Below are 13,899 nucleotides of genomic sequence, written 5' to 3' on the forward strand. Positions count from 1 at the left end.
TGGGGCGAAGCTTACCGCCTCAGCGTTGACGCTGGCGAGCGCGGGACCGGCCGAAAGCACGATCCATCCATCGGGCAACCCAGTAGTGCAGATCGAAGCATCGGCGCATGGTCATGGTCATGGGGCGAGTATAAGCGCCAGCAGACCGAGGCACGCGAGATGGCCCACGTAATAGCCGTAGAACGCCCACCGACCGCGCGGGACCTGCCACGCCGTGTGGGATAGCCCCACAGCCACCGGGATGGCTACCAGCGCCCACAGATTGCCGTTGAAGGCGCACAGGGATGCGAACGCCGCCAAGGTCAGCAGCGGCCGTCCTGTGCGGAATCCCAGCCATGCCAGAAGGACGAACCCTACCCCGGCCCACTGGTAGTCCACGAATGCCGGCAGCACCGCCGCGGCGAATGCCAGGACGATCCAGTTCCGCTGGCCGGCTGCGTAGACCGCCGCAGCGCACAGGGCGAAGGTGAGCAGGATGTTCAGCGGCAACCAGTAGCCGAACGTCAGAGCGTGCACGGGCTGAGCGATGGCACCCCACAGCGCGAGCCTGCGAACGGACTTGACCACATCGGCGCCCGGCTGGGCGAGGTTATAGGCCATCACCAGTGCGAACAGCGGGAATGCCACCCGCCCCGCTTCGCTGAGTCCTGGCACGTACCCGCCGCAGATCACCTTAGCCACGTGATCGCCAGTCATCAGGATCACGGCCAACCACTTCAACAATTCACGTGCGCTGCTGGTCATAGCTTGTTCGACCCCGGCGAAGTGGTCATGTAGCTGCTGGATGGGTGCGGCGCAGACTCGGGGAATGTTCCGACAGAACGCTCTACGTGCTGCATCGCCACCCCGCCCGCTTCCTCTCTAATGCGCCGCGCTTCCTGCTGGTAGTGCGCGGACTGCTGCAGATCGTTCATGCGCCGAGCCTCGGCTTGATTGGTGTCAAGGAACGGCTCGTATTGCCCGTTGACAGCGACCATGCGGCACTGCTCCTGATCCATCACATACGTGGTGCCCTGCTCCGTCTTGCAGCTGCATCGGCCAATCTGATGCTCGCCGTTGGCGTCGAGTCCATCCCCGGACGCCATGCAGTACACGCGCGGAGGCTGGCCGGTCGGAATGGTCAGACTGTCGTAGGCGGGTGCGGTCCAAGGCTGGCCTTGAATGCGCGGCGTCACCCATGCCACGTAGTCGCTGCTACGGGATACCGCCGGAGGTGCGGCTTGCGGCGCGGCTGCGACCGTCGCTCCCGCTCCGTTCTCCGCCGCTTGCTGCGCCTCTGCCTTGGGCTGGCCCGTTTCAAGCTCCCCTGACAGCTGGGCATGCACGCGGTTCACGGACCACCACGCGCCACCAATGACCGCCAGTAGCAGCGCAGCAGCAGCCGGGTAGTACCAGGGGATGGCCTTCTCACTGGTGTCCATCACCGTGGACTCATACAAGCCCATGGGCCGCTTAGGCAGCTTCACCCGCTTCAAGATCAGAGGGTGACCCTTCTCCGGGTTCTTTTCGTAACGGTCAAAGGTGCGCAGGTGCGCGAACGGAAGGCCGAACCGACGACGCACATGCACGTGACGTTCAATGAGGTCCTGCACGAAATCATCGCACTGCCGGTCGGGCGACTGACTGACGAAGATGAAGTCCAAGCCACGGTGCCGGTGCTTCGCCAACTGTTCGACGTGATGAGGGACAGCGGATCCGGGGCGGCGCTTTGGAAGCATGCCATGCTCGTATGCCTCATCGACCACGCACACCGCACCATCGGGAAGGAAATTCGGCCAGTCGCAGAACTGTTCCGGCGTCATGGGCAGCATGCGTGCCTCATCGTGTTTGAAGCCACGTACGTTGCATACGAAGACCAACCGGCCCTCATCACGAAAGTCGATGGCGTGGTCGATGGCATGCAGCGTCTTGCCGTGTCCAGGCTGGCCCGTGTACCAGTAAATCATTCCTTGGTCACTCCCAGCTGCTGGGCCTGCGCCGTGGGCATCGGGATGATTTTGAACATGAAGCGCACCGAAAGTGCCGACAGGATCATCGTCATGAACTGATCGAAGCCAACTGCGCCGATAAAGTTGTGTGCCCAATCGGGCAGCGACCCAACGTAGGTGGAAATTGTCGTCTTAAGAACCGGCAGAAGCTGATTAATGGAAACCAGCGTCACACCTGCGGTGGAAAGAACCTTGGTCACGATGCGACCGATGCCGCCAAACATGATCGTCCAAACGAGGTTCACACCACGCTTGATCCACTCCCAAATATCGACACCGAACATGTCAGTCTCCAAAGACAATGCGGAAAGCGATGAACATGCCAAGCAACAACATCACCGTGCGCATGGCTGAGATCAGGGAACACCACCATGTAGTGCCATCCAGCGACACAGCGCCGAAGCGGCCAAAGTCGATGGTGCCCAGCTGCGGGCATGAGCCGCCGCCGAAGCCGCTGGTATCAATCAAGTCCTTGTCGAACTTCCACGACCACTTACCCGGACCATCCACGTCCTCTGCACCCTCATGCGGGTTGCTGCCGCTGCCCTGCCCCTCGCCGGGCCGACCGGCGCACAGCTGGGCGCGCTGGGCGCGAAGCTGGTTGGCCTGAACGCTGTCACCTTCAACGCTGAACGCTGCATCGCAGTTGCCAATGTCGCCTGTCACCTTGGCGGAGTTACCCTTTTCGGCCGCGCAGCGTGTTGCCCAGGTCTGCGTTGCGATCATGCCGAGGATCGGATCCCCGCTTGTAGCTGGCGGGGTCTGGCAGTTCCCGCCGCCACTGGCGCTGTTACCGCTGCCCTCGCCCTTATCGCCATTGCCGTTGCTGCCGCCAGCACCCGGGCCGGAGCCATCGCCCGGCGTCGGCTGGTTGCCGTTGGGGGTGCCTTGGTTGTTGTAGTTCTGCGTGTTGTACGTGGTGCCGCTATTGTTGTTCGTCACGCTGGTGGATGGGCCGCTCGGCTTCCAGTCTTCACCAGGGCGATTAGTGGGCGCATTGGGAGGCGTGTTGGGCGAACTGATGCTGGCAGCCTCAGTACGCGGATTGTTCGTGGCCGTATGACCCTTCTCGTTCGCAGTGTCGCTTGCACACGTACGGAAACCGCTCGGTGACGTAACGCACGTCCTGTCCTTGCCCTTGCACACCTGATGGCCCGAAGACGTGGTGTGGCAATACTCATCTTTGGCATCGGGCTTAGGCTGGGTGTCGGTGATGCTGCACACGTCGCCAGTGGCTTTCCACGTTCCGGAACGAACAGCGATGGCGTTGGGATTGCCACTCTCCCTGATGGAGTAGTTGGTTCCCGGGTCAAGGTTGGGCTGCACCTTGCAGCCGTTATCGCAGACACCGCCACTGTAGAGCGTGCCGTTAATCATCCCGGCCTGCCCGTCAACGCGGTTACTGCACCTTGAGTTCGCAGGCCATGCGTAGCTCCAACCCACAGCCCTGCCGTTCAGGTCCCACGCGTAGTAGATGCCCGAACCGTCGTTGTAGTAGTTGGGCGCACACTTCATTGGCTGCCAACCAGCCGGACCGCTTTTGATATCAGCCTGACACGCCGCATACGCGCGCCCCTGATCGGGATACATGGCAGCAGTAGCAGGAAATGCCGCCAGCAGCAGGGCCATCGACGCAGCCCAGGTGCTTACGAGTCGAATGCCAGCCATAGCGCCCCCAGCACTGCGACGATCACGAAATAGCCCATACGGACCCCCAAAAAAGTAGGGGCGATGTGCGCCCCTACTTGGCCTGCTTGATGTTCCCCCACAGCAGAAAAAGCCCCTTCACCGCTGCGAGAACCGAGAGAATCCCCGCGATGACCGAAGCGGCCGTCGCGAGGACCTCCATCACTGCTACCAGCACGGGCATGACACCCGGCTCCGATTACTTGGCGCGCTTGATCATCGCCCACAGCAGGAACAGGCCCAGGACGCCGGCCAGCACGACCAGAATGCCGCTGACGCTGGACTTGCCGTTGGTGATTTCGGAGGTGATGGCCTCGGCCGGACCGCCACTGGCGAGCGCGGCGCCACTGGCGATCATGGCGGTGGCACCGGCAGCAACCTTGCCAGCAGCGGAACGACCGAAACGACGTGCAACGTTCATGTACTTCATGGGATGTACTCTCTTGGTTGGGTTAGAACCGCTCACGGGACACACGGGCGAACTGTCTGAAAACGACGCCCAGTGCCCAGCAGGCCGCGATAGCGAATGCGACTTGCGTACCCTCAGCCAGCGTGAGCGGTGGCAGAACTGGCTGAGGGTTTTCGATCCAGACCGGCACAGCGCAGACGCCATCGGTACCGATGTTCTGGACCGCACACGACTGGATGTAGACCGGCTCTGGCATGGGTTATGCCTGCGCTGCCGAACGCACAGCGGCCTTCGGAATCTGGCGCAGCACGGTGAACTTGCTCAGCGATGCCACGCCCTTGTTGACCTGGAGCATCGATTCGATATCGAGCTCGTACTCGCCTTCGGGGTAGCCCGGCTGGCCCTTGTCAAGGCGCACATCGAACGGATAGGCGAAGCCGCCAGTTTCCAGCTTGGCTTTCTGCTTGCGGGTGGTGTACTCGACGTTCTCACCGGCATCGTTCTTGAAGCTGCCGCCGCGTTCATCGATTTCGTTCTTCAGGACAGTGACCTTGACGCTCATGTGTAATTACCCCTTTCAGGTTGGTTGTACGGCCACGCTTGTGGCCCAGTGCGCTGCTACGTCTCCTGTTGCCCACTTCGGCAGCTTTGGCGAAGTGCAGGATTTAAAGACCGCGACGGCCACCTCTTCATCGGGGCACGTGCGGAAAACGAAATTGACGAAGCCGCCGTATTGGCGCTTGAAATGACGGCATGCGCTTTTGAACGTCGCAACCGCTGCCGCTTTGGTCACGTCAATGCGGGAAGAAATGCAGCGCAGGAAGCGCAGCACGGGGTATGCACCAAGGAGATATGCGGCGGGATCCCGGAGCAGATCGAGCGGCAATTCCTTGCGGTTTGAAGCGCGGAACTGCGCTTCGTAGCGCACCCATGGCGAACTCTTGTCGCCCAGCTCGCGGCCTTTCTCGTAGACGCGCAACTGACGCTCGGATTTCTTGCCGCCGACGTAAAACGTCTTGCCGTCTCCGCTGTCGTAGTCGTCCACAAGCTGCGCCTTAGGACGCTGCCCACGGTTGTCGAACTCGCCTTCGTCGTACCACTTCTGTGCCAGGCGCAATGGGTACTGCCCGAGAAGATCATCGGCGCAGGCGTCAACTCGGGTTAGGCGTCCGCCGCAGCTTTCGAGCTTCGCTCGAAGCTCCAGCCACCGCTGCGCATGGCCGCAGCGCGCAGCGGCTACCGCCTTGCAACCATCGCCGGTTAGCTCAATGCGGGCGGTATACGTGCCATCGGCGCGGCGGCAGTGATCACCGCCTAACTCGATCATGCCGACGAACTTTTTCTCGGCATTGATGATCTTGACGCGCCACAGGTAGAAGCGCCCTCCCCCTGCCACCTCATCCAGTTCAAGGCCCAGCCCAGCGAAGAACCAGCAGAACATCTGTAGGGCGACCACCCGAGCGTTATCGGCGCTGTAGTCGATCCAGTTGCGGACCTCTTCGAAAGAGTCGCCGTCGCGGAAGGCCAGCTCGTTGAGGACCGCGAACATGTCAACCGAAGCGGAAAACCAGTCAATGCCGACCGTCAGGGTTCCCTCGGGGTTCCTGAATTCACTGACTCCCCTGTTAGACGAGGGGAGTCCCGACCCGGCCGGCACTGCGCGATCACCGGCCATACTCGACCTCGTACAAGCGGCAGGCACGGTCGTTACCGGCGATGCAGGCGCTGCGCATCGCTTTACGTTCCGCAACCACGGCGCTCCAGTCGTCCGCCAACGCCGTGCCGATCCAGAAACCAAGCCCTGCCCCGCAGACCATGAAAATGACGAAGGGAACCACCCACCAATCGAACTTACGCACGGATGGCCTCCTGCTGTTCGGCAAAGCGGGCTGCGGCCAGCAGATCGCCGCGCTTGGTGGCAGCGATTTCGGCCTGATAGAGGGTTTCGTGATCAGCGGTCCAGCCGGTTGCGGCCAGTTCGGCGCGTGCCTGGGCTACGAAGGCGACTTCGCGTGCAGCACGGCGGGACGAATCCCCTACCCGACCGATGCACCACGAAGCCAGCTTGACCAGCCCGAACGAGACGGCTGCGGTAGAACCCAGCAGCGCGACGGAAATGAGTGCATCCATGTGCCCTACCCCTCCCCAAGCCCCTACCCCAAGGGAACCCGCCAGCGGCCTTGGGGTGCCGGTGGCGGGGGTTTCCAAGCCTCTTGGAATCCGGGTGTGATTCAATACCCTTGTAAACCACATGTCAAGGGTCTTGGAAATGTCGACTATCGATGCACTGCTGGACGCCGCCAAGGCTGCTACTGGGGCAAACAACGATTCGGAGCTCGCTGCGCGGCTCGGTGTGCGGCCAAGTTCGGTCAGCAACTACCGCAAAGGGGTGTCTCTGCCGAATGCAGTCGTGTGCGCGACATTGGCTGGCTTGACGGGAGAACCACTTGTCAAGGTGATCGGAATCGTGGGGGAGGCGCGGGCAATAAGCCGCGAAGAGAAGGCGGTTTGGCGAAAGCTCGCCGCCATGGCAATGGCGCTATGCCTGGCAGTCGGATTCTCCCTGCCCCATAAGGCTCAGGCGGCCGTTCCGGGCTTCGATAACGCACACGTTGTATACATTATGCGAAATGCTGTATCCGCCTTGTCGCGGTTCGTTGGCTCCGCATTGCAATGGCTCGGCCTCTGGTGACTGCCACAACGGAAACGCCCCAGATCCCACAGCTGTCCGCCCGTATTTCCCCACAAGGACGCCCGCGATTTCCAGATCTCCCCCAAAGATGCCCTTGATTCCTGGATCCGCACCTAAGACGCCCTCGATTTCTGGCTCCACATCCAGCTCGCCCTTGAGTTCCCAACTGCGCACCTGATCGGTCAGAGCTTGTCGCCTGCACTTCCCAGTTCCGCCAGTCGCGACATTGGTCGCAAGAACAATTAGACGAGATCTCGGGCCTGAACGTGCGAACAGTTCAGCGGGTTGAGCAGGACTACAACACCGCGACTTCCCTGGGTGACGCGCCACGCCCCGCTCCACCTGCTCAAGCGCGTCGCTCGCCCCCTGACCAAGCTTTGACCTTAACTGGGCGTCGGTGACTCCCTCCCGTTCTGGTCGGCATCTGGGCCTTGTAGCGGCTCAAGCGCTGAGCTATAACGCCTTAGCCAGTCGCTATAAAGCGCCGGTGTTGTGCCCGCATAGCCAATAGGCTCCGGGTGCCCGAGGTCCACCCAATGGGGGCACGGGAATCCTTCGATTCCGGAGCCATCCATGACCGCCAAACGCCGCAGATCCCTTCGCACTTCTGCCTTCTACGCCCAATCGGGCCGTTGCTTCTATTGCGGCCTGCCGATGTGGCTCACTGCACCCTCAGAGCTCGGGCTGAAGGCCAGTAAGGCCCGAGCCTTTCAATGCACCGCCGAGCACCTGGTGGCCCAACAGGACGGGGGCAGAGACGTGTCCGGGAACGTGGTGGCCGCGCATAGCCGGTGCAACCAGGGCAGGCACCAGCGGAAGGGACCAGCCCCTTCCGCTGAAGCGTTCCGGGCGCTGGTTCAGACGCGGCTGGCAATGGGGAGATGGTGGTCCCGACTGCCATCAGGGATTGCACGTGCTTCCGTATGGCCAATTGAATTGAATCTTTGCAAGGAATCGGCAGCTGCTTGCCTGATTCGCTAGTCCACACTAGTGGCGCCCGGTTGCGGTGCTAGAACGGCGAGTCTGCTGCGAAATGGTCGCGCATTGGGCCTAACAAGGTCTGCGACCCTGTCAACACGTCCGAGAATTCCACCTGTCGCCACCTTCTCGTTCCAATATCGTTCCATCCACTCGGCTTTATCCAGGATCTTACCCGGAGCGCCTAGCAGCCTCTTGGCGATGAAATGCCGGATGAGAGCGGCCTGGCTATCGAGAATCACGACGCCCGCCCTTGGATTAGAGTCATAAGCGCTGTACGAGATCAGATAGTGGACATAGTGGCGGTCTGGCTCTTCGTCATCCCACGTCAACAGGTTGCTTAACCCCGCAGCGCGAGCATCCGATCGCACCTCTTCGCTCACGAGCACCATGGGATTGCGTGCTTCCTTACATTCCATGCGATAGGCGTCCAGCATCGCCGGTCCGAAGATCATCTGAGAATCATGATGAATGCTTCCAACTGTGAGCCCTCCACGTATCAATATATCAACCACTAGCAGGTTCTCGGCCAACATTCTGATGCAGCTCAGGATGTCGGCAAGGCCAGCAGGAGAGCGGCTGCTTGATATGACGATGCAGTCGCTGAAGTAAGTGAACAAAAGTCCTGTTGCTGGGTTGCAGCACGCTGTGTTCTTTAGTCTGTCGATGGCCTCTGCTATTTCATCAAGCTTGCTCATGTCGGCTGCCGACTCTTGGACAAGTGCGGAGAACCCGAGCATGTCGATGAAGGCGACGTACTTATCTTGGTAGAGCATGAAGAACTCCTTAGATGGTCGTGCCCATGGTGCCGAGGGCGGTTCCATTTGACCAGCGGGTGCGGGGCACGTCATAGGCCATGGAGCAATGTCAGCGACCTGGCTCGCGCACTAGTCTCGCAGAGGCTTGTTACGGCGCATCTTCGCATCGGATAGAAGCGAGCGAACGAGAGAGTTGAAGTCCATCCTGGCCCTAAAAGTTTCCTTCACCCTTGGTTAAACGAATGTCCGCTTTCGGTCAGAAGCGGACCAAAGTAGCCGGTGCTCTTCGCAGCCCGTACGCGACTTGGAGTCATATCATCAATCTGTATCAGGGCTCAGACCTAAGTGCCTGATGGTCCAATTCAGCGACACTATCCAGCTTCGGCGTCATCGCACACTTCGGGATACAGCCAGCGCGATCCGCTTATGGAACCAAACCGCACTGTGCCTTACTCTTAAGGAACATTGCCAACGGCAACCTTCGGCAATTGAATTTAGAGAATCCGGGCGGTTCATCCCGCGCGGCCCGTTAATGTCTACAGCTGTGGAGTTGTGAATGGCAGAAGATCAAGGTGGTGAAGAGGTAATTAGGGAGATAGGGAAGGCGCTAGCCCTTGCGTCTGAGCTTGATCCACAAATTGTTAGATCGCTTCGCTCCGCGATTGTTCAGGCGATGTCTGATTACGAGGACGACACGAATGCACAAGCTGCAGCCGCACTTGCGGCGGTTCTCGATTTTAGACCTGTGACGACCCAAGACGCCCTCTCGCAAACCTTGGGTGAGATCGGGAAGCTGGTCCAAGGTCTCACCGGACTGGAGGACGTTCATTACACTGTTGAGACACCAGAAGGTCGCCGAGTTCGCTCAATCCGGTCACATCTACCAACTGTATCACCCCAGCGTTTGACGGATCACGAGCAGGCAGATCTTGAGGCCTATATCGCTCGATATCTGCCACCGGACGACCCTCGCGAGGAACACGCGCCACGAGGACCGCGACTGTGACGATCAGTAAGTTAGCAATCCTCAACGCTGTGAAAGCAGCCATTTCGCGTGCTAAGGCGAGCGGGTCTCCCTACGCGCAAGGAAAGGCTTACGAACTTCGGGTGCTGCTTAGGCTTCTGCGAATCATCGATAGTGCGGGCTACAAGCTCACGTGTACCCCCAAGATGGCAGGCGTCCTGACGTTTGGAGGATCTCCATGCAAAGCAAACCATCCGGATCACGATTACATCAGTGGATCTACGTCTACTGAGAAGCTCGAGATTAGGATTTCAGTGCAGGTCACCACACTAAGCCATAGCTGGAAAGGCACGACGGTGGTCAAAGCGGCTGACCGTCACGAGATTGACGTCGGTGTATATCGTCCGATTAAGACCCGTCGCTATCCCGCATTTACGGAGTTACTTCTTGGGGTCTCGTGCAAGACTGGCGGCTGGAACAAGGCGTACGTCCGCGAGGCGCTAGGTATGCGTAGGGAGCTAGGATTCCTCACATCACCTAGGACGAGCTTGACGAGCTCAGCTCCGTGGTTCATCGCAACAGTTCCCTGCGATCCTCCGGTTCCCTTTGCCTTGTACGCGACCAACGCTGGGTCCGCCGTGTATGCGTCGTTGGCAGCTTTGGGGCTCTACGTCGAGCACTACAAGGGGTAGCGGAAACAGGCTTTGGAGTACGGATCAACTCAGGTGTGTCGAGAACGATGCCCGCTTTGGGTCGAAGGCGGATGCCATCACCGGGCCGGTCGCCGCCCAATGTCCGCTTCCGGCCAGAAGCGGACATCCACCCTGCCCTCGATAAACATCCCAAATCCACGGACGACCTTGGTCTGCTTTGGCCTTCTGCCTTAGGGCCAGACCTGAACTTCGATTTCAGCCCCTAGCGTATTTGACTCCCGCGACCTAGATCTCTCCTAGATCCTTGAGCAGGGCTTGCCCCTTCTGCAGAAACCCAACTAGCAGTCGACCTCCTGCTACTTTCCGGCCCAATTGCCCATTGAGGTAGCTGACCTGGAGACGCGCATGGGCCAGCAGATCCACCTGGGCCATGCTAGGGGTCGCGGCCTGGAGCGGTTCGCCCGGCGACGCCATCTGCCCCCCGATCGGCTGGACAACGCAAGGGCGCCGGCTGTCACTCTTCGCATACGCCGTGGCCATCATCCGGCCGTTCTTCAACGACCATCCACCAAGCACCAACTCGGTCCCGAGTTGCTCGATCGGCAATCCCGCTTCGCTAACCGCTTTCTCAAAGTTCGGCCAGAGTTGGTCCACCACCAGCCCTAGCTCGGCAGATAGCTGTTCTATTGTGAAATCTGCGCGGAAGCTGGCCTGCAGTGCAAGCTCGTAGATGCGGAGGAAGGGGGAACCGCAGAATTCGGAAAAAATCGTACGCTAAGCTAACGGTGTTCTCGTGACAGCTCTTTGACTAGGCTTTCTAAGGGGTCGTCTCAGAAAACGGAAAATAAAGCACGCTAAGGCATAGCCGAACCTGCCAAGCTTGCTCCACCCTGTAGTGACGCGATCAGCGGGCAGGAAACGTTCCCCCTTCGCGCATGGCAGGCGCGCACCAACTCAGACAGCACGGCCTCCATGCGCGCCAGGTCAGCCATTTTCTCGCGCACGTCCTTGAGCTTGTGCTCGGCCAGACTGCTGGCTTCCTCGCAATGGGTGCCATCCTCCAGCCGCAGCAGCTCGGCGATCTCATCCAGGCTGAAGCCCAGCCGCTGGGCTGATTTCACGAAGCGCACCCGCGTTACATTCGCCTCGCCATAGCGGCGGATGCTGCCATAGGGCTTGTCAGGCTCCAGCAACAAGCCCTTGCGCTGATAGAAACGGATGGTCTCCACATTGACCCCGGCCGCCTTGGCGAAAACGCCAATGGTCAGGTTCTCCAAATTGTTTTCCATATCGCTTGACTCCGTACATGAGTACGGAAGTAAGGTTACGCTATCCAATTTCAATTCGAAAGGACAAGCGCATGTCTGAACCAAAAACCGGGCGCGGCGCGCTCTTCACTGGAGGGCTTGCCGCCATCCTCGCCTCGGCTTGCTGCCTCGGGCCGTTGGTTCTGATCGCCTTGGGGTTCAGCGGCGCTTGGATCGGCAACTTGGCGGTGTTGGAACCCTATCGCCCCATCTTTATCGGCGTGGCGCTGGTGGCGTTGTTCTTCGCCTGGCGGCGCATCTACCGGCAGGCAGCGGCCTGCAAACCGGGTGAGGTCTGCGCGATTCCCCAAGTGCGAGCTACTTACAAGCTCATTTTCTGGATCGTGGCCGCGCTGGTTCTGGTCGCGCTCGGATTTCCCTACGTCATGCCATTTTTCTACTGATCGGAGTTCACCATGAAGAAACTGTTTGCCTCCCTCGCCCTCGCCGCCGTTGTTGCCCCCGTCTGGGCCGCCACCCAGACCGTCACGCTGTCCGTACCGGGCATGACCTGCTCCGCCTGCCCGATCACTGTCAAGAAGGCGATTTCCAAGGTCGAAGGCGTCAGCAAAGTTGACGTGACTTTCGAGACACGCCAAGCGGTCGTCACCTTCGACGATGCCAAGACCAGCGTGCAGAAGCTGACCAAGGCAACCGCAGACGCGGGCTATCCGTCCAGCGTCAAGCAGTGAGTCACTGAAAACGGCACCGCAGCACAACGGACGTCATTGTCTGGCGCCACAAACGATAAAGGATCTGTTGCATGACCCATCTAAAAATCACCGGCATGACTTGCGACTCGTGCGCGGCGCACGTCAAGGAAGCGCTGGAAAAAGTGCCAGGCGTGCAGTCGGCGCTGGTGTCCTATCCGAAGGGCACAGCGCAACTCGCCATCGTGCCGGGCACATCGCCGGACGCGCTGACTGCCGCCGTGGCCGGACTGGGCTACAAGGCAACGCTAGCCGATGCGCCACTGGCGGACAACCGCGTCGGACTGCTCGACAAGGTGCGGGGATGGATGGCCGCCGCCGAAAAGCACAGTGGCAACGAGCCCCCGGTGCAGGTAGCGGTCATTGGCAGCGGTGGAGCCGCGATGGCGGCGGCGCTGAAGGCCGTCGAGCAAGGCGCGCAGGTCACGCTGATCGAGCGCGGCACCATCGGCGGCACCTGCGTCAATGTCGGCTGTGTGCCGTCCAAGATCATGATCCGCGCCGCCCACATCGCCCATCTGCGCCGGGAAAGCCCGTTCGATGGCGGTATTGCGGCAACTGTGCCTACGATTGACCGCAGTAAGCTGCTGGCCCAGCAGCAGGCCCGCGTCGACGAACTGCGGCACGCCAAGTACGAAGGCATCCTGGGCGGTAATCCGGCCATCACCGTTGTGCACGGTGAGGCGCGCTTCAAGGACGACCAGAGCCTTACCGTCCGTTTGAACGAGGGTGGCGAGCGCGTCGTGATGTTCGACCGCTGCCTGGTCGCCACGGGTGCCAGCCCGGCGGTCCCGCCGATTCCGGGCTTGAAAGAGTCACCCTACTGGACTTCCACCGAGGCCCTGGCGAGCGACACCATTCCCGAACGCCTTGCCGTAATCGGCTCGTCGGTGGTGGCGCTGGAGCTGGCGCAAGCCTTTGCCCGGCTGGGCAGCAAGGTCACGGTCCTGGCGCGCAATACCTTGTTCTTCCGTGAAGACCCGGCCATCGGCGAGGCGGTGACAGCCGCTTTCCGTGCCGAGGGCATCGAGGTGCTGGAGCACACGCAAGCCAGCCAGGTCGCCCATATGGACGGTGAATTCGTGCTGACCACCACGCACGGTGAATTGCGCGCCGACAAACTGCTGGTTGCCACCGGTCGGACACCGAACACGCGCAGCCTCGCGCTGGACGCAGCGGGGGTCACTGTCAATGCGCAAGGTGCCATCGTCATCGACCAAGGCATGCGCACGAGCAACCCGAACATCTACGCGGCCGGCGACTGCACCGACCAGCCGCAGTTCGTCTATGTGGCGGCAGCGGCCGGCACCCGTGCCGCGATCAACATGACCGGCGGCGATGCGGCGCTCGACCTGACCGCAATGCCGGCCGTGGTGTTCACCGATCCGCAAGTGGCGACCGTGGGCTACAGCGAGGCGGAAGCCCACCACGACGGGATCGAGACCGACAGCCGCACCTTGACCTTGGACAACGTGCCGCGTGCGCTCGCCAACTTCGACACACGCGGCTTCATCAAGTTGGTTATCGAGGAAGGCAGCCATCGGCTGATCGGCGTACAGGCGGTCGCGCCGGAAGCGGGTGAACTGATCCAGACGGCGGCTCTGGCCATTCGCAACCGCATGACGGTGCAGGAACTGGCCGACCAGTTGTTCCCCTACCTGACGATGGTCGAGGGGTTGAAGCTCGCGGCGCAGACCTTCAACAAGGATGTGAAGCAGCTTTCCTGCTGCGCCGGGTGAGAAAAAGGAGGTGTT

At 60.7% G+C, this 13,899-nt stretch carries 18 protein-coding genes; 6 read left to right on the top strand and 12 right to left on the bottom strand.

The window, feature by feature from the left end; translation table 11 throughout:
- Positions 1 to 117: 117 nt before the first annotated feature.
- The 10 genes from LZ605_RS04875 to LZ605_RS04915 all read right to left on the bottom strand — a co-directional run bounded on the left by LZ605_RS04875 (position 118) and on the right by LZ605_RS04915 (position 6,213).
- Positions 118 to 744, bottom strand: a complete 627-nt coding sequence (locus LZ605_RS04875; protein WP_249844013.1) for a TraX family protein — start codon at positions 742 to 744, stop codon at positions 118 to 120.
- Positions 741 to 1,946, bottom strand: a complete 1,206-nt coding sequence (locus tag LZ605_RS04880) for a zonular occludens toxin domain-containing protein (protein WP_249844014.1) — start codon at positions 1,944 to 1,946, stop codon at positions 741 to 743. Before LZ605_RS04880 ends, LZ605_RS04875 begins: the two co-directional genes overlap by 4 nt.
- Positions 1,943 to 2,272 (bottom strand): DUF2523 family protein, encoded by a 330-nt coding sequence (locus LZ605_RS04885; protein ID WP_249844015.1) that lies wholly within the window; start codon positions 2,270 to 2,272, stop codon positions 1,943 to 1,945. Before LZ605_RS04885 ends, LZ605_RS04880 begins: the two co-directional genes overlap by 4 nt.
- A gap of 1 nt (position 2,273) precedes the next feature.
- A complete protein-coding gene (locus tag LZ605_RS04890; RefSeq protein ID WP_249844016.1) occupies positions 2,274 to 3,617 on the bottom strand; it encodes a hypothetical protein in 1,344 nt (447 codons plus the stop codon).
- Between the two features lie 112 nt (positions 3,618 to 3,729).
- On the bottom strand, positions 3,730 to 3,858 hold the full coding sequence (locus LZ605_RS23085) for a hypothetical protein (RefSeq protein ID WP_257473253.1): 129 nt from the start codon (positions 3,856 to 3,858) through the stop codon (positions 3,730 to 3,732).
- Between the two features lie 15 nt (positions 3,859 to 3,873).
- Entirely contained in the window at positions 3,874 to 4,095 is a 222-nt protein-coding gene (locus tag LZ605_RS04895) for a hypothetical protein (protein ID WP_249844017.1), read from the bottom strand.
- Between the two features lie 247 nt (positions 4,096 to 4,342).
- A complete protein-coding gene (locus LZ605_RS04900; RefSeq protein ID WP_249844018.1) occupies positions 4,343 to 4,645 on the bottom strand; it encodes a G5P family DNA-binding protein in 303 nt (100 codons plus the stop codon).
- A 15-nt stretch (positions 4,646 to 4,660) separates the two neighbouring features.
- On the bottom strand, positions 4,661 to 5,758 hold the full coding sequence (locus LZ605_RS04905) for a replication initiation factor domain-containing protein (protein ID WP_249844019.1): 1,098 nt from the start codon (positions 5,756 to 5,758) through the stop codon (positions 4,661 to 4,663).
- Positions 5,748 to 5,942 (bottom strand): hypothetical protein, encoded by a 195-nt coding sequence (locus tag LZ605_RS04910; RefSeq protein WP_249844020.1) that lies wholly within the window; start codon positions 5,940 to 5,942, stop codon positions 5,748 to 5,750. Before LZ605_RS04910 ends, LZ605_RS04905 begins: the two co-directional genes overlap by 11 nt.
- The gene (locus LZ605_RS04915; protein WP_249844021.1) at positions 5,935 to 6,213 is read right to left on the bottom strand and encodes a hypothetical protein; all 279 of its coding nucleotides are present in this window, start codon (positions 6,211 to 6,213) and stop codon (positions 5,935 to 5,937) included. The genes LZ605_RS04910 and LZ605_RS04915 overlap by 8 nt, the downstream gene beginning before the upstream one ends.
- Positions 6,214 to 6,352: 139 nt before the next feature.
- Here LZ605_RS04915 and LZ605_RS04920 point away from each other — a divergent pair, with 139 nt between their 5' ends.
- The 3 genes from LZ605_RS04920 to LZ605_RS23130 all read left to right on the top strand — a co-directional run bounded on the left by LZ605_RS04920 (position 6,353) and on the right by LZ605_RS23130 (position 7,756).
- Positions 6,353 to 6,775: a helix-turn-helix domain-containing protein gene (locus tag LZ605_RS04920; protein ID WP_249844022.1), complete on the top strand. Its 423-nt coding sequence runs from the start codon at positions 6,353 to 6,355 to the stop codon at positions 6,773 to 6,775.
- Between the two features lie 251 nt (positions 6,776 to 7,026).
- Positions 7,027 to 7,176, top strand: a complete 150-nt coding sequence (locus LZ605_RS23125) for a hypothetical protein (protein ID WP_324615445.1) — start codon at positions 7,027 to 7,029, stop codon at positions 7,174 to 7,176.
- A gap of 253 nt (positions 7,177 to 7,429) precedes the next feature.
- Positions 7,430 to 7,756, top strand: a complete 327-nt coding sequence (locus LZ605_RS23130; RefSeq protein ID WP_323162603.1) for an HNH endonuclease — start codon at positions 7,430 to 7,432, stop codon at positions 7,754 to 7,756.
- Here the strand turns inward: LZ605_RS23130 and LZ605_RS04925 are convergent.
- Complete coding sequence (locus LZ605_RS04925) at positions 7,753 to 8,529, bottom strand: hypothetical protein (protein WP_032966761.1); 777 nt, start codon at positions 8,527 to 8,529, stop codon at positions 7,753 to 7,755. The two genes, LZ605_RS23130 and LZ605_RS04925, sit on opposite strands and share 4 nt — an antisense overlap.
- 2,453 nt (positions 8,530 to 10,982) lie before the next feature.
- Positions 10,983 to 11,417, bottom strand: coding sequence for an Hg(II)-responsive transcriptional regulator (gene merR / locus LZ605_RS04930; protein ID WP_005413387.1), 435 nt, complete (start codon positions 11,415 to 11,417; stop codon positions 10,983 to 10,985).
- 71 nt (positions 11,418 to 11,488) lie between these two features.
- On the opposite strand from merR, the gene merT reads away from it, so the two are divergent.
- The 3 genes from merT to merA all read left to right on the top strand — a co-directional run bounded on the left by merT (position 11,489) and on the right by merA (position 13,884).
- Positions 11,489 to 11,839 carry a mercuric ion transporter MerT gene (gene merT, locus LZ605_RS04935; RefSeq protein WP_003131974.1) on the top strand — a complete coding sequence of 117 codons (351 nt, stop codon included), beginning with the start codon at positions 11,489 to 11,491 and terminating at the stop codon, positions 11,837 to 11,839.
- A gap of 12 nt (positions 11,840 to 11,851) precedes the next feature.
- Positions 11,852 to 12,127, top strand: coding sequence for a mercury resistance system periplasmic binding protein MerP (gene merP, locus LZ605_RS04940; protein ID WP_003131987.1), 276 nt, complete (start codon positions 11,852 to 11,854; stop codon positions 12,125 to 12,127).
- 71 nt (positions 12,128 to 12,198) lie between these two features.
- The gene (gene merA / locus LZ605_RS04945) at positions 12,199 to 13,884 is read left to right on the top strand and encodes a mercury(II) reductase (RefSeq protein ID WP_003156770.1); all 1,686 of its coding nucleotides are present in this window, start codon (positions 12,199 to 12,201) and stop codon (positions 13,882 to 13,884) included.
- Positions 13,885 to 13,899: the final 15 nt, after the last annotated feature.

The sequence above is a fragment of the Stenotrophomonas maltophilia genome (assembly GCF_023518235.1).
In the GTDB taxonomy this organism is placed as follows: Bacteria; Pseudomonadota; Gammaproteobacteria; order Xanthomonadales; family Xanthomonadaceae; genus Stenotrophomonas.

What these genes read in the sequence shown, in the direction of transcription:
- LZ605_RS04875 (WP_249844013.1), bottom strand. Translation starts at nt 744, where the DNA reads ATGACCAGCAGCGCACGTGAATTGTTGAAGTGGTTGGCCGTGATCCTG.
- LZ605_RS04880 (WP_249844014.1), bottom strand. Translation starts at nt 1,946, where the DNA reads ATGATTTACTGGTACACGGGCCAGCCTGGACACGGCAAGACGCTGCAT.
- LZ605_RS04885 (WP_249844015.1), bottom strand. Translation starts at nt 2,272, where the DNA reads ATGTTCGGTGTCGATATTTGGGAGTGGATCAAGCGTGGTGTGAACCTC.
- LZ605_RS04890 (WP_249844016.1), bottom strand. Translation starts at nt 3,617, where the DNA reads ATGGCCCTGCTGCTGGCGGCATTTCCTGCTACTGCTGCCATGTATCCC.
- LZ605_RS23085 (WP_257473253.1), bottom strand. Translation starts at nt 3,858, where the DNA reads ATGCCCGTGCTGGTAGCAGTGATGGAGGTCCTCGCGACGGCCGCTTCG.
- LZ605_RS04895 (WP_249844017.1), bottom strand. Translation starts at nt 4,095, where the DNA reads ATGAACGTTGCACGTCGTTTCGGTCGTTCCGCTGCTGGCAAGGTTGCT.
- LZ605_RS04900 (WP_249844018.1), bottom strand. Translation starts at nt 4,645, where the DNA reads ATGAGCGTCAAGGTCACTGTCCTGAAGAACGAAATCGATGAACGCGGC.
- LZ605_RS04905 (WP_249844019.1), bottom strand. Translation starts at nt 5,758, where the DNA reads ATGGCCGGTGATCGCGCAGTGCCGGCCGGGTCGGGACTCCCCTCGTCT.
- LZ605_RS04915 (WP_249844021.1), bottom strand. Translation starts at nt 6,213, where the DNA reads ATGGATGCACTCATTTCCGTCGCGCTGCTGGGTTCTACCGCAGCCGTC.
- LZ605_RS04920 (WP_249844022.1), top strand. Translation starts at nt 6,353, where the DNA reads ATGTCGACTATCGATGCACTGCTGGACGCCGCCAAGGCTGCTACTGGG.
- LZ605_RS23130 (WP_323162603.1), top strand. Translation starts at nt 7,430, where the DNA reads ATGTGGCTCACTGCACCCTCAGAGCTCGGGCTGAAGGCCAGTAAGGCC.
- LZ605_RS04925 (WP_032966761.1), bottom strand. Translation starts at nt 8,529, where the DNA reads ATGCTCTACCAAGATAAGTACGTCGCCTTCATCGACATGCTCGGGTTC.
- merR (WP_005413387.1), bottom strand. Translation starts at nt 11,417, where the DNA reads ATGGAAAACAATTTGGAGAACCTGACCATTGGCGTTTTCGCCAAGGCG.
- merT (WP_003131974.1), top strand. Translation starts at nt 11,489, where the DNA reads ATGTCTGAACCAAAAACCGGGCGCGGCGCGCTCTTCACTGGAGGGCTT.
- merP (WP_003131987.1), top strand. Translation starts at nt 11,852, where the DNA reads ATGAAGAAACTGTTTGCCTCCCTCGCCCTCGCCGCCGTTGTTGCCCCC.
- merA (WP_003156770.1), top strand. Translation starts at nt 12,199, where the DNA reads ATGACCCATCTAAAAATCACCGGCATGACTTGCGACTCGTGCGCGGCG.